Origin of the sequence: Allorhodopirellula heiligendammensis, from assembly GCF_007860105.1 — a bacterium.
In the GTDB taxonomy this organism is placed as follows: Bacteria; Planctomycetota; Planctomycetia; order Pirellulales; family Pirellulaceae; genus Rhodopirellula; species Rhodopirellula heiligendammensis.
On record NZ_SJPU01000001.1, the window covers coordinates 838,300 to 852,762 of the forward strand.

General features: G+C 56.8%; 8 protein-coding genes. 3 read left to right on the forward strand and 5 right to left on the reverse strand.

Translation table 11 applies throughout. The annotated features are described in order from the left end of the window. Positions 1-165: 165 nt before the first annotated feature. Complete coding sequence (locus Poly21_RS03190; RefSeq protein ID WP_146405550.1) at positions 166-1,953, forward strand: aspartate kinase; 1,788 nt, start codon at positions 166-168, stop codon at positions 1,951-1,953. A 140-nt stretch (positions 1,954-2,093) separates the two neighbouring features. Here Poly21_RS03190 and Poly21_RS03195 read toward each other — a convergent pair whose 3' ends face one another. Continuing rightward, positions 2,094-3,203: a lactonase family protein gene (locus Poly21_RS03195; RefSeq protein WP_302117368.1), complete on the reverse strand. Its 1,110-nt coding sequence runs from the start codon at positions 3,201-3,203 to the stop codon at positions 2,094-2,096. A 420-nt stretch (positions 3,204-3,623) separates the two neighbouring features. Here Poly21_RS03195 and Poly21_RS26965 point away from each other — a divergent pair, with 420 nt between their 5' ends. Beyond that, positions 3,624-7,496: a PVC-type heme-binding CxxCH protein gene (locus Poly21_RS26965; RefSeq protein WP_302117370.1), complete on the forward strand. Its 3,873-nt coding sequence runs from the start codon at positions 3,624-3,626 to the stop codon at positions 7,494-7,496. 63 nt (positions 7,497-7,559) lie between these two features. After that, complete coding sequence (locus Poly21_RS03205) at positions 7,560-8,888, forward strand: Gfo/Idh/MocA family protein (protein WP_146405552.1); 1,329 nt, start codon at positions 7,560-7,562, stop codon at positions 8,886-8,888. Here the strand turns inward: Poly21_RS03205 and Poly21_RS03210 are convergent. From Poly21_RS03210 to Poly21_RS03225, 4 genes are all read right to left on the reverse strand, one after another. Continuing rightward, a complete protein-coding gene (locus tag Poly21_RS03210; RefSeq protein ID WP_146405553.1) occupies positions 8,873-9,976 on the reverse strand; it encodes an ROK family protein in 1,104 nt (367 codons plus the stop codon). The two genes, Poly21_RS03205 and Poly21_RS03210, sit on opposite strands and share 16 nt — an antisense overlap. Next, positions 9,973-11,397 (reverse strand): sugar MFS transporter, encoded by a 1,425-nt coding sequence (locus Poly21_RS03215; protein WP_146405554.1) that lies wholly within the window; start codon positions 11,395-11,397, stop codon positions 9,973-9,975. The genes Poly21_RS03210 and Poly21_RS03215 overlap by 4 nt, the downstream gene beginning before the upstream one ends. A 314-nt stretch (positions 11,398-11,711) precedes the next feature. After that, positions 11,712-13,193, reverse strand: a complete 1,482-nt coding sequence (locus Poly21_RS03220) for a glycoside hydrolase family 125 protein (RefSeq protein ID WP_146406825.1) — start codon at positions 13,191-13,193, stop codon at positions 11,712-11,714. Positions 13,194-13,681: 488 nt separating this feature from the next. Next, on the reverse strand, positions 13,682-14,275 hold the full coding sequence (locus Poly21_RS03225) for an HNH endonuclease (RefSeq protein ID WP_146405555.1): 594 nt from the start codon (positions 14,273-14,275) through the stop codon (positions 13,682-13,684). Between the last annotated feature and the right edge of the window lie 188 nt (positions 14,276-14,463).

Here is a 14,463-nt window from a genome sequence, read left to right on the forward strand (position 1 = left end):
TCCGAAAATAGCATCGTCCATAACGACAATGTGGCTCAGAAAACTAACCTAGCACAGAGTGGCGCACAATCGGCTTTTAGGAACATCGACTCCCTGGTAAGCTCCTCATTGGGTATTTTCCGCCACGGCACCCCATTCACCGCGAAACGTAGAATTCGTTTGACCATGTCCTTAATCGTCCAAAAATTTGGTGGCACCTCAGTTGCCGATCCTGAAAAGATTCGCGCTGCGGCCCGCCGGGCTATCCGCGCTCAGAATCAAGGGCACCGCGTCGTGATGGTGGTCAGCGCGATGGGCAAACAGACCGACGAGCTGCTGCGGCTCGCGACCGCAGTCAGTGAAAAGCCACCGGCTCGTGAGATGGACATGCTGTTGAGTACCGGCGAACAAACCAGCGTGGCGCTCGTGGCGATGGCCATTGATGACCTCGGCGCGAAAGCGGTCAGCCTGACCGGCGGTCAATTCGGTATGAAAACCGACAATAGCTACAGTAAGGCCCGTATCCGATCGATTGATACCTCCCGCATCAAGTCGTTATTAGACGATGGCAACATTGTTGTCGCAGCGGGATTTCAAGGCATCGACGATGATTTTAACATCACCACACTCGGCCGTGGTGGCAGCGATACAACCGCTGTCGCGCTTGCGGCTGTGTTGGGGGCCGATGCCTGCGAGATTCACACTGATGTTGATGGAGTGTACACCACCGATCCACGCCTACTGCCGGAGGCACGCCGCGTCGATGTGATCAGCTATGATGAAATGCTTGAACTGGCGTCGCTCGGCGCTGGGGTGATGCATTCGCGTTCGATCGAGTTTGCCAAGAAGTTCGGCGTCCCCATTCACGTCCGCAGCAGTTTTTCAGATCGTGAGGGCACGATGATCGTGTCGCAAGCCGAATCCGAGAGCTCACCGGTCAGCGGTGCGGCGCTCACGAAGGACGAAGCTCGTGTCACGGTGCTCGGCGTACCCGACGTGCCCGGCATGAGCCAAGCCATCTTTTCCGCCATCGCCGCTCAAAAGGTGGCGGTGGACATGGTCGTGCAGAACGTCGGTGCCCAAGGGAAAGCCGATGTCTCGTTTACCGTGGCTGGTCATGAACTCAAGCTGACGCTCAGTGCGGTCGAAGCCATCATTCACAAAATTGGAGCCTCTGGCATTACCCATGACGCGGAGGTTGCGAAGGTCAGTGTCGTGGGGCTGGCGATGGCGCGGCAGAAATCAGTCGCTGCTCGCATGTTTCGAGCGCTTGCTGATGCTGGCGTCAATATTCACATGATCACCACCAGTGAGATCAAAATCTCCGCCCTGGTCCCGCGTGATCAAGCCGCTGATGCCCTCCGTGCGGTCCACGAAGCATTTCAACTTGATCAACGCCCGGTGGATGCAAAAACGTGGGCAGAAATCCAGGCTGAATCCAACCCGCATGCTGACGTGGACGACGTCGTTACGCGTTTGCAGAACGACGCGCTCGAAGCACTCACGCTTACTGATATTGCGATTCTCGCTGGCCAAGCCCGCGTGACGCTCGACGGAGTTCCCGATCATGCAGGCGTCGCGGCGGATATCTTTGATGAGATCGGCCGCGCCGGTATTTTCGTGGACATGATTGTGCAGGGTTACGATGGCCAAGACGGCAGTACCAGCGTTAGCTTTACCATCGATCAAGCCGATCTCGAACCCGCATTGAAAGTCGCCAAAGCCCTGTGCCAGCAGCACGCCATGCGGGACGTTCGCGGCTCCGGCGGCATCACCAAACTCAGCGTCAGCGGCATCGGGCTGCGCAGCCACACCCAGGTCGGTACGGTGCTCTTTGAACAACTCGCCGCCGCGCAGATCAATGTTGAGATGATCGCGACGAGCGAACTACAAGTCAACGTCGTGATCGACTCCTCACGCGGTGACGAAGCTGAAAACTGCCTCCGGGACGCGTTCGCCGAAGCCCTCGGGTAATCGGCCGGGGCCAATGGGAACTGCTGCGGCGGCGCTCGCCACCGCATGGCGTTCTGCGGTCGGCCCGATTCGCCATCGCCCCGATTCGCCATCGCCCCAGAGACGATCGCGATGTCCCGGCCTCACGACGTGACAGTGACTTACTGACCGAAGAGCACGCAAATGGGTGTCGGCACTGGTTGCGTCTCACGCATGAACGTCAGCTCGCCGGATTCGGCATCAATCGAGAACAGGGTTGCGGTGTTGCTGTCCCGTCCTGCCGCGATTAACCATTTCCCCGTTGGATCAATGTTGAAGTTGCGCGGCCAACCACCGCGAATTGCTTCGACTTCCACGGCCTCGAGTGTTCCCGTGTCGTCGACTCGAAAAACGCTGATGCTATCGTGGCCGCGATTGGCGGAGTAGACAAACCGGCCGCTGGGGTGAACACGGATTTCGGACGCGCTGTTGAATGTCTCTTTCGCTTTCACTTCTTCGGAAAGTGTTGCGATCGTTTGCACCGGAGTCATCTCGCCATCCTGTGCGTTGTAGTCGAAGACAGTAATGGTCAGCGATAACTCATTGAGCACGTAGATTTTTGATCCGTCGACACTGAACTTCATGTGCCTCGGACCGCTGCCGGGCGGGCAGATACCGTAGCCGTGGTGGGTCAGTGACGGTTTATCGGCATCTAGCTTCCAGATCACGACCCGATCCATACCGAGGTCCGGAACGAAGGCAAATCGATCATCAGGCGATGTACCGGTCCAGTGCGCGTGCGAGGCGGTTTGCCGCCCCTCCACCGCGCCGCTGCCGACGTTGGGCATCAAATCAGCATGTTTCTTGACCTCAACCAAACGAGCAATTCGCCCGTCTTGGTCAAGCTGATAGAGTGACGTCGACCCTCCTCCGTACTGTGCCGATAGCAGCACCTTACCTGCACGATCGGTGGAAACTTGGGCAGCACCGCCGTCACCAGTGCCCACTGCACCGATGAACTCGAGTTCGCTGCGACCAGCACTGCCATTGACACGAAATGCGGAAACAGCATCCCGGGGACCATCAGCCGCTGCCGGACGACCTGTGGCGTAGAGTGTTTTACCGTCTGGGTGAAGTGCGAGGAATCCCGGTTGGTCGCATTGCGTGGCGAGCGTGGGACGTGTCAACTTGCCGGTGTTCGTGTCGAGCGAACTGTGATAGATCCCACGACTCTCTCCCCCTTTGGGCGTGGTCGTTCCAAACCACACATCGACGTTTTGGGCAGTAGCCAAGGAGGCTGCCATTGGAAAACAAACCGCCGGAAAGAATGCTAAACATCGCATGCGAATCATGTACAAAAGCCTTGTCACAAAGAAATGGGAAGGGAAAGATCGTGGCCGATATTGTAGACAAGTGGATTGTCGGCGGACATTGCTAAATGCTGGTTTGAGTTAGTTCGGCAGCGAATCTTCGGACGGCCCGCCTTGCTAGAGGTCGGCGAAGGGGACACGTCCTTCCAGCGGATCGCCAGGAGAAGGCCGCGGAGGACTGAAGTCGAGCTCAGCCGGTTTGGGCGGAAGCTTTCCCACCGACCGCTTGCGTTCAGCTATGCTGTTATCACGACCGCCTGACGGCACCTTGAGATAGGCCCGGTCGCCCCGCCTTTCATCCCTCCCCTTTTCCCTCCCTCAGCGCTTTGGAGCATCGATTTGATGATCAAGCATGATGTGAAGCATCCGAGTAAAGCTCGAGACATGATTCAAACACTGGCTGGCTCAATTGTTTGCAGCGTTGTTTTCCTGTGCGTTGGTCTTTCCTTTGGCGAGGCAGCTGCGGCCGATACGAGCGACGCTCCACCGCAGTTGTCGATCGCGACATTTGATATCGACGCCACACCACCAGTTGGTTTTATGATGGCATATGACCGAGTTCGCCGCGTGGATGAATTGGGGCTGCGGTGCCGCGGCATCGTCTTGGTGGGGGCTGGGCAACCTATCGTGCTATGTGCGGTTGATTGGATTGGGATTAGCAACCAGAGTCAGGATGCATTTCGCGAGCGTATCGCGGCAGCAGCTGGCACGATACCTCAGCGAGTCGCCGTCCATACGCTCCACCAACATGATGCACCGCGGAGTGATTTTGGTGCCGAGTCGCTACTTCAGCAGATCGGGGCATCGGACCTCGGAGCACATGATGGTACCTTCGCGCGCAAGGTCATCGATCGGCTCGCCGTGGCGGTGAAAGACTCCCTCGGCTCAGCTCAGCCGATAACGCATGCTGGGTTTGGAACGGCAGAGGTGAAACAGGTAGCGTCGAATCGGCGATTGCAAGATGAAAGCGGCCGAGTTGTCACGACGCGTTATACGGCGACGAAGGATCCTGCCATCCGGGCGCTCCCGGTGGGGACCATCGACCCCGAACTCAGCTCGCTTTCATTCTGGAACGAGTCAAAACCTGTCGCTGTGCTCACCTACTATGCTTGCCATCCGCAGAGCTACTACCGCACGGGTGTACCCAGCCCAGACTTCCCGGGCATTGCACGGTTCATCCGAGGGCAGGCCATGCCAGAGACACTCCATGTGCATTTCAACGGTGCTGGAGGAAACGTGGGCGCAGGTAAATACAATGATGGATCGCCTGCCAATCGCATGGTGCTGGCCGGTCGTGTTGCTGATGGGATGCGGCAGGCACTCGAGAATACGGAAAAGTTCGCAATTTCCGCGGATGATATTCGCTGGACGACCGCACCGGTCCATCTGCCGGTTGCCACTCACTTTGATCGTGAACAACTGTTGCAAACGCTCAACCAGTGGGATGGCGTTAGTTACTGGGGCACCCCTGACAAACTGGCCTGGGTGTTACGCTGCGAGAGCAAGACGGCGATCGACCTGGGATGCCTCAGTGTTGGCGACACACGTGTGCTGTACATGCCAGGCGAACTGTTCGTCGAATATCAGATTGCTGCGAAAGCCATGCGGCCGGACCTGCACGTGGCAATGGCTGCGTACGGAGATTATGGTCCAGGTTACATCGGTACGGAGGAGGCGTATGGCCAGGGCGGCTACGAGACTGGTCCCACCGCGTCGAACGTCGCCCCCGAAGTGGAAGGCGTATTGATGGATGGGATGCGTGTCTTGTTAGAAGCAAAAGCAGAACCCGCGAAAACTGTCAGCAACGAAGGGCAGGGGGCGTCATCCAATCTGTCGCAAACACCGGACTATTCCGATGAGCTGCCACGCATTGCTCCCACACCGGCAACCGAAGCCTTGGAGACCTTCGACGTTGCCGAGGGTTTTCAAGTTCAATTGATCGCGTCCGAACCCCTCGTCACCAGCCCTGTGGCGATGGAGTGGGACGCGAGTGGGGCTCTCTTTGTTTGTGAAATGCGTGGTTACAGCGAGGACCGTGAGGCTGGTCTTTCCCGAATCGCGCGTCTCACAGATTTGGACGGTGACGGAGTTTACGATCAACGAACCACGTTCGCTGATGGCCTGTTATGGCCGACGGCTGTATTTCCATACGACGGCGGAGTGTTCGTTGGCGATGCGCCGGATGTGTGGTACTTCAAGGATACCGATGACGACGGCGTCGCTGATGTTAAACAGCTCGTGTTGACTGGATTTGGAACGTCGAACGTGCAAGGCCTACTTAATTCCTTTCGCTGGGGGTTAGACAATCGCATTCATATTGCCTGCAGTAGCGTCGGCGGCGAGATTCGCAACCCGCACGCTGCCAGCGACAGTGCGGCGATCAACATTCGTGGTCGCGATTTATCGCTGAATCCAAAGACGTATCAGTTTGAACCGACCAGCGGCGCCGCTCAGCATGGAACCTGTTTTGATGATTGGGGTAACAAGTTCGTTTCCTCCAATAGTGACCATATCCAACAGGTGATGTATCGCGACCAGGATGTGGCTGCCAACCCGTACTACTCGCCGCCACCAGCGCGAATCTCAATCGCCGCTGATGGGCCGCAAGCCGAGGTGTTTCGCGCCAGTCCTGTCGAACCTTGGCGGCAGGTGCGCACACGGTTGCGAGTCTCCGGATTGGCCAAGGGGCCCATTGAAGGCGGCGGGCGGGCGGCGGGCTACTTCACCGGTGCCAGCGGAGTGACGATTTATCGCGGCGACGCGTGGCCGACACAGTGGAAAGGAACAGCGATCGTAGGTGATGTGGGCAGTAACCTGATTCATCGCAAACGACTCGACAAGAATGGTTTGGAATTCGTCGCTCGTCGTATGGACGACCATGACGAGTTTGTCCGGTCGACAGATAATTGGTTTCGTCCGGCTCAGTTTGCGAATGCTCCCGATGGTTCGCTGCATGTCATCGACATGTACCGTGAGGTCATCGAGCACCCCGCATCACTTCCGACGGAGATTAAGAAACATCTCGATCTCACATCGGGCCGTGATCGCGGCCGGTTGTACCGAATTGTGCCTGATGAATTCCGACCTCGGAAAGTCGACGATCTAACTCAGGCTGAGACCCGAGAACTGTGTTCGTTGCTCGCCCACGACAACGCATGGCATCGCGAGACCGCCTCACGCTTGCTCTACGAACGCCAGGATCCGGCGGCGATTCCAGTGCTCGTGGCAATTGTGCGGGATGCGACTTCGGCGTTGGGACGCATGCACGCGGTGTATGCGCTCGATGGGATGAAACAATTAACGGCTGATGTATTGCTCGCAGCTCTGAGTGACGACGAGGCCCACGTCCGTCGGCACGCCGTGCGATTATCGACCACGATGCAGCCCACACCGGCGATTCAAGAACGGCTCTTGGAGTTGGCGTCCGATCCTGCGATGGAGGTTCGTTACGAGCTCGCATTCGCACTCGGTAGTGCTATACGCAAGCAGCGCGTCGCGGGACTCGCTGCCATCTTGCGCCGCGATCCAGCCGATCGGTGGATCCAAGCCTCAGTGCAGACCGCGGTGGGAGATGCTGCGGAATCCCTCGCCAGCATCCTGCAGTCTGACCCTGGACTGACCGAGCAGGTTGGCGAGGAATTTCTCAAACAACTTCACTCCCAAATCGACGCCCGGGCGCGGCACCCCCAGATGGATTCGCTGCCATCAAGTGGTGGGAATCTCAGCGACGCGGCCGCTCGCACGCCGGAGGAGATTGCTGAACGGGAACTCGTCATCGCCCGCTACCAACCGGCCTTGAACCAGGAGGGAGATGCTCGGCGAGGCCGAGATTTATTCAAACAGCACTGTAGCAGTTGTCATCGAGTGGATGATGTCGGCCATGAACTCGGTCCCAACCTAGCCGCCATTGCGACCCGAGGAGCAGAGACTCTCCTCACCTCGGTCATGGATCCAAACCGTGAAGTCAATCCTCAATTCATCAACTACATTGCGTTGACTGCGGACGATCGGATCGTCGCTGGGATGATTGTTGACGAAGGTGCGACCAGCGTCACACTACGTCAGCCTGACAATTCACTCGAGACCCTGTTGCGCATCGATATTGAAGAGCTTCGCAATTCAGGTAGATCGTTCATGCCCGAGGGTCTCGAAGCGGTCATTGACATCCAATCAATGGCGGACCTGATCGCGTACTTAATCCAACCGGCGCAGTGAATCGTCGCCTTCCCTCCCCACCGTCTCACCTCTCGCCCCTTCCCCCGCTCTGAAAGACAAACGATGTCCCTTCATCAACAACACCAGCGTGATCGCCGATTATTCCTTCAAGGTGGTGTCGCCATTGGCGCCTCCCTGCTTAGCCGACGAGCCGTTGCCGACACATCGACTCGCTCGGAGTCAAGCTCAGCGGCCACGTCGGGCGAGAAACAACGCGTTGCTATCATCGGTGTCAACAACCGAGGCTCGGCACTCGCCAAGGGCTTTATCGCCAATCCCGATGCGGATGTCGTGTGTGTGTGTGACGTCGATTCACGCGCTGGTGAGAAAGCGGCTGCGATGGTGGAAGGTCTATCCAAGCAGCGGCCCGATACTGCCACGGATATTCGCAAAGTGCTCGACCGCTCGGACATCGATGCCATCGTGGTCGCAACTCCAAACCACTGGCACGCTCCCGCGACGATTATGGGCTGTGCCGCAGGCAAACATGTCTACGTCGAAAAACCCTGCAGTCATACAGCGCAAGAAGGAGAGTGGGCCGTCGAAGCAGCCCGCAAACATAACCGAACCGTGATGATGGGATCTCAGCGTCGCAGCTGGCCTGCGATCATCCAGGGCATCGAAATGGTGCAGTCCGGTCGCATTGGTAAAGTCTCGTACGCCCGCACTTGGTACAACAATCGCCGGGCGTCGATTGGTATCGGAAAGCAAACCAGTGTGCCGCAATGGCTCGACTGGGAATTGTGGCAGGGACCGGCGCCTCGGCAGCCCTATGTCGACAATCTTGTTCATTACAACTGGCATTGGAAATGGCCGTACGGCAATGGTGAGCTCGGCAACAATGGCATCCACATGCTCGACCTGGCTCGCTGGGGACTACAAGTAACCTATCCCAATCGTGTCAACGCTGGTGGGGGCAAGTACCGCCACGATGACGATCAGGAAACACCAGACACGATGATGGTGACGTACGACTTCCCCGAGGCGAAGACGATCACGTGGGAGGGCATCAGTTGGTCGCCAATGGGACCCTACGACGACCAAGTTGGCGTCAGTTTCCACGGTTCCGAAGGTACGCTCGTCGTGCTTGGAACCGGCTACACGCTGTTCGACGATCACAACAAGGAGATTGAAACGGTCAGCGACGCGGGCGGCGACACCGCACATATTGCAGAGTTCATCGACTGTATTCACTCCGGGCGACTGCCCAATGCGGACATCGCGGAAGCCCATCGCAGTACCCTGTTATGCCATCTCGGTAATATCGCGTACCGCACCAGTTCGACACTTCACATCGATCCGGCCACGGGTAAACCCCAGGACCATCCTGACGCTCAAAGGATGTGGGGACGCGACTACGCGGAAGGCTGGAGTCCTCAGCTGTCGATGTGATGTAAAGCGAACGCATAGGCGCCAATCCCCACCGCCTTGCTCGTTCCCAGGACGGTGGTGCCGATCCCGATCCGCTTCATGGGGTCGTATGAAATCTCGCGGGTGGTACCGGGAACCAAGATCGTCTTGGTCGCGCCCGCGACAAACGCCCGGGACTGTTCAGGCGACTCCAAATTGAAGACTTGCTGGACGATGCGCCGCATGGGGGTGCCGTCGTAGGTGGCGATCGTGCTCTGCATCTCGTCAATCAGCGGTTGCATAAAAACACCATGGGCAGCTGAAATTCCACCGCCGATCACGATCAAACCATCGAGTAAGGTGATCGCGTTGGCGAGGGCATCGCCGACAACTTCACCAAGTTTTGCGAAGGCGCAGGTCGCCGCCTTTTGGTTACCGGCAGAGACGCCGCGGGCAATCGACTCGATCTCTTGTGGTGAGGGTGAATCTTCCAGCGGGATCCCGGCGGCTTCTGCGTAACTGCGCCGAACGGAGCGAATGCAAGCGCCCTCCTCCGCGAAGGACTCCGTACGAAGCTTATTCCGTAGCAACCAAATCTCAGAGGCGTTCGAATTGTCACCGATGAACAGCTCACCACGATGCACCAACCCGCCACCCAGTCCAGTGCCGAGAGTAATCGCAAAGAGTGTTTGGTAGCGTTTGGGACTCCCGGCGTCTGCGAGCAGTTCATTGACCTGGGGCAACAGACCAGCGATGGCCTCACCGTACGCAAAGAGGTCGCCATCGTTGTTAATAAAGGTCGGCAGTCCGAAACGTTCTTCCAAGTAGGGGCCTAGCGCGACACCACCGGCAAAAGCAGGCAGATTGCCGACGTTGTCGATAATGCCATTGGGATAGTCAGCTGGACCAGGGAACGCGAAACTGATCGCCACCGGAGGACTGTCGAGAGCGTCCATGACCTGCCGGAAACCCGATTCAATGGTTTCCAGACTACGTGAGAGCACTTGGGTTTCGGCGGGTAATCGGACCGGCTCAATGACTTCACGGTTCGCGGCAATCGCGGAGAATACAAAGTTTGTACCTCCGGCGTCCAGGGTCAATACAACCCGTTCGTCGTGCTGATACCTCATGCGACGGCATCCATCGGTTGCACCTTGTGCCCGGCGAATCCGAAGAACGCGATGTAGGCATAGTTGATAATGGGCACAGCGAAGGCCAGCTGAATTCCGTAGTGATCCGCAGCCGCGCCCATCACGAGTGGTACGATCGCACCTCCAACAATCATCATCACGAGCAGGGAGGAGCCTTGGGACGTGTACTGCTTTAGGTCTTTGATGGACAGCGTGAAGATATTCGACCACATAATCGAGTTGAATAGGCCGGTGCCGAGAGCGGCCCAGAACGCGACTGAGCCTCCCGTAAAGGCGGCGATACACAACAACGTGATCATGCCGAGCGAGAATACTCCGAGCACGCGGGCGGCGTGGCCTCGCCCAAACACGAATGCCACAAAGTTCAATGCGATCAACAAAAAGTAAGGTGCGATCTGCTGCGGTGTCATGAACTTCATCGAGAATACCCCGTCGTCGATTCGAATCGCCGTAACGAGATAGACGAGGAAGAATACCGCGATCCCGGTCGCGGCCATATAGAAGTACTTCGTGCTCTGATTGGCGATCTCACTGAGCGAAATCGCACCGCATAACCGCCCGATCATCGCTCCGCCCCAATAGTAAGCAAGGTAGATGCTGGCGTCCGCTTCCGCTAATCCCATGATGCCCTCGTCCATCATGAAGTTGATGAGATAGCTGCCGATCGCGACTTCGCCACCGACATACATGAAGATTGCCACCATCCCGTAGCGTAGATGTGGGAAACGCAGTGCCCCGAGCCCCTTCGCTAACTTCTCTTCGTTGGCGACCCGCGGCAGATGACTAAACCACACGATGATCGCGAGGATGAGGAACATCGAGCCATAGATGAGGTAAGGCATCTTGATCGAATCGATGGTGACCTGGCCATCCTCTGCAAATACTTTGTAGAGCAGCAGACCTCCCGCGATCGGCGCGAGCGTTGTTCCCATGGAATTGACTCCCTGAGCCAAGTTCAACCGGCTCGATGCTGTTTCCGGTTTTCCCAAAATCGCCGCATAAGGGTTCGCTGCTATTTGCAACAAGGTCACCCCAGTTGCCAACATGAAGAGTGCCGCCAAAAACAAACCGTACTGCCGAAATTCAGCTGCCGGATAAAACATAGCGCAACCGGCACCACAAACCAACAACGCCACGATGATACTTTTTTTGTATCCGATACGATTGATCGGATCCCCTTGCGACAGCGATATAAAGTAATAGAGCAGCGAGACGAAAAAGAATGCTCCAAAGAATGCGAACTGCACCAAGCCTGCTTGGAAATAGCTGAGCTGGAAGCTGTTTTTAAGATATGGGATCAACACGTCGTTCATGACGGTGATGAAGCCCCACAAGAAGAACAACATCGTAATCGTGATGAACGGACGCCGATAATCCGGCGTCGTGCTTGCGGGTTCCATGGAATCTTTCCGACGAGAAGTAGATGAGCCAGATGCCGTGCCATCGACGTGATCTGCTACCATCGCCAGCGAGCGTTCCGCCGGCAGACAGGGGAGGAATCGCTTCCATTCGAAGGACGGCCGTGGGGATTCTACCAGGTAAATCGACCGCTGCGAGGCACGTTACGCTGGAATCGATTACGAAAACGCCGCTCGTCTTATCCGTTGCCAGCGTCGTTCAGACTTCGGATCTCCGATCGGTGAGGCCGCGCTGTCGAAACTCTTGCAACGTTTCGCTGCGAAAACTCCAAGTCTCGGCGTGAGCCGGGAGTGCGCTAGTCGCTGAATCGGTGTGAAAGAATCTCCGGATGCTGATGGTGAATTTTGACAATCAGTTCGCCGAAGAGAGTATTGGCCCACGCGAACCAGTCGCGACTGTAATCAGCGGGATTGTCTTTGTTGAAAGATTCGTGCATGAAGCCTGTTCCGGCGTGAGTGTTCCGGAGCATCGTGACACATTCCAAGATTTCTTCTGGGGACGTGCTCGACAGTGCTCGCAAGATGATCCCCATCGGCCAGATGGCATCTTTGCCTGTATGCGGGCTCGCTTGCCCAGATGCTGCGGAGCCTTGTAAATAATATGGATTGTGCTGACTGAGCAAAAAACGCCGCGTCCGTTGGTACAGCGGGTCGTGCGGCTGGTGGATTCCTAAGTAGGCTAACGACATCAAGCTGGGGACGTTAGCGTCATCCCAGAAGGCCGCGTTGCCAAATCCGTCGACTTCGTAGGCATAGATCTGTCCATAGTCCATGTGCTCAGCAACAGCATACTTATCGATTGCAGTTTGGACTTCGTCGGCAAGGCTCGTGCACTCTGCTGCAAACTCTTGATCGTTAACTTGTGCGGAGGAGATCTTGGCGAGTTGACGCAGCGATTGGATGGCGAATAGATTCGACGGAATCAGAAACGGGTACAACGTGCTGTCGTCGCTGGGGCGAAACCCGGAGACAATCAATCCGACGGGGTTGATCGGGCGTCCCGTGCCATCGAACGGCGGCGCATCGAGCATCCGACTCGTCTCGCGAACGAAGCGGTAGGGTGTCGTGCCATCTTTACGCTGCTCGGTGCGGAAAGTTTTTACCACCAAATGCATCGCAGTCTGCCACTCTTCGTTGAAGATCGAGCTGTCGCCGGTCCGCTCAAAATAGGCATTGGCTAAACGGATGGGGTAGCAGAGCGAATCGATTTCCCACTTCCGCTCGTGCACGCCGGGGATGGGTGACGGTCGGTCACTGGCCCAATGAGACGGCTGCGTCAAATCTTTGTAGAAGGCGTTGGCGTAGGGATCTAAGAGAATGCACAAATTCTGACGGTGAATGAGGCCTCTGACCAACCGCGTCAGCTGCTTGTCCGATTTCATGTAAGGTAGGTATGGCCATACTTGTGCGGTGGAATCCCGCAACCACATCGCGTCAATATCTCCAGTGATGATGAAGGCATCGGGCTCGCCATCGACCTCTTCGTAATCAACCGTGGTGTCGAGCGTATTGGGATAGCAGTTTTCGAATAGCCATCCCAACTGCTCGTCCGCGATGTCTGCTTTCACTTTTGTAATCGTCGCTTCGACGGAGGGACTGGTGAACTTGCGTTGATCGATTGGAGGCCGCTTGCTGGCATACGAGCCGCCGTCTTGCGGATCATCAGCATGGGCGACGTGGCGTCCAGCGAGCGTGAGAGTCGCCCCTGCTGCGGCGGTGATTGCTTGACGCCGCGAAAATCCCGGCAAACGATTCGTACTTGGATTGGGATGAGTCATGGTGTTTTGAAAAAGAGAGAGACGCGTATCGATGAGAGACTTCTGCATTCGACTGTCGTTGCCGGGCCGCATGCGTGTCTGGCGGAGTGTGCGCTGTGTGATCGTGCTAGAACCCTGCTAACATTGCGGTGCCGAGGAAGTGCAGCCATCCTCCATACGGTTACCGCAGGCGAAACAGAATTGACAGCCCGGCGGTTTAGCGATTGCCAACTCACCCCATTATACCTGCCTGCGATAACCCGGTTTGAAGACGAACCGCCCTCTTCCCCGGGGGTGAGGGCAGAAACCAGCAGTTTTGAATACCAAAGTCTTACCCGTCGCCAAGGTCAGCTGTCGCTGGCGCAGGGAGAGACACCCCGACAGCGAGCCGATCGGATCCGAGCCGCAGCAAATTAAGACCGAGCTTGTACAGCAATCAACCACCCTGACAATTCGATGCCGTCCTCACGGCCAGGATGGCAGAGCCCAGTTTAAGGCCTAGTCCAGATCTATAGAAATGTCTTCCATGATTCGTAGCGTGGGTCGTCACATGACAAAGTCATCAGCGGGTTGAAGCGTGGCTTGGCCGGGTGCGATAGCAATTTCATGTGAGCCTGTTGCGGAGTTCGACCACCTTTGCGGCTATTGCACCGCAGGCAACTGCACACGATGTTCTCCCACGTTGTCGCTCCGCCATGAGAGCGAGGCACCACATGGTCTAGGCTCAGTTTCGCCAGCGGTTCGGTCTTGCCGCAGTATTGGCAGCGATATTCATCTCGCGCGAACAGGTTACGTCGATTGAATCGCACTGTCTGCACTGGCATCCGATCGAATCGCGTCAAGCGCGCAATTCGAGGGACTTTGATTTCGAATTCGACCGCTTGCAAGAACTCCTCGCCGGGGTGCTTGTCCAGCGAAGCCAATTGGCTCAGTTCGCACCAGGAGTCGAAGTCGTAACTGACGTACTGGCCGTCATCGCAATCGATCACCTCGGCGCAGTCGCGGTACAGTAGCGTCATCGCACGACGCACGTTGACTACTCGAATCGGCATGTAGAACCGATTCAAAACGAGCACATTGGTATCTAAAACCCTTGCGTTCATGGATACTGCTTTCCTCTCGCCTAGCGAAATTGGGATCACGTATTCGTTGCGTCCATATTAGCGGCAGGCACGGCGCCGTTCCACATCGAGAGGCGGATTGTTAAAAAGCTGTCCGAAACACCTCGCCAATACTTTTGTTCATTTGAGACGGTATTCGGTGAAATCGGGTTCACCCGCAACGAGAGACT

Coding starts and splice junctions, on each gene's coding strand:
- Poly21_RS03205 (WP_146405552.1), top strand. CDS start 7,560: ATGTCCCTTCATCAACAACACCAGCGTGATCGCCGATTATTCCTTCAA.
- Poly21_RS03225 (WP_146405555.1), bottom strand. CDS start 14,275: ATGAACGCAAGGGTTTTAGATACCAATGTGCTCGTTTTGAATCGGTTC.
- Poly21_RS03220 (WP_146406825.1), bottom strand. CDS start 13,193: ATGACTCATCCCAATCCAAGTACGAATCGTTTGCCGGGATTTTCGCGG.
- Poly21_RS26965 (WP_302117370.1), top strand. CDS start 3,624: ATGATCAAGCATGATGTGAAGCATCCGAGTAAAGCTCGAGACATGATT.
- Poly21_RS03215 (WP_146405554.1), bottom strand. CDS start 11,397: ATGGAACCCGCAAGCACGACGCCGGATTATCGGCGTCCGTTCATCACG.
- Poly21_RS03190 (WP_146405550.1), top strand. CDS start 166: ATGTCCTTAATCGTCCAAAAATTTGGTGGCACCTCAGTTGCCGATCCT.
- Poly21_RS03210 (WP_146405553.1), bottom strand. CDS start 9,976: ATGAGGTATCAGCACGACGAACGGGTTGTATTGACCCTGGACGCCGGA.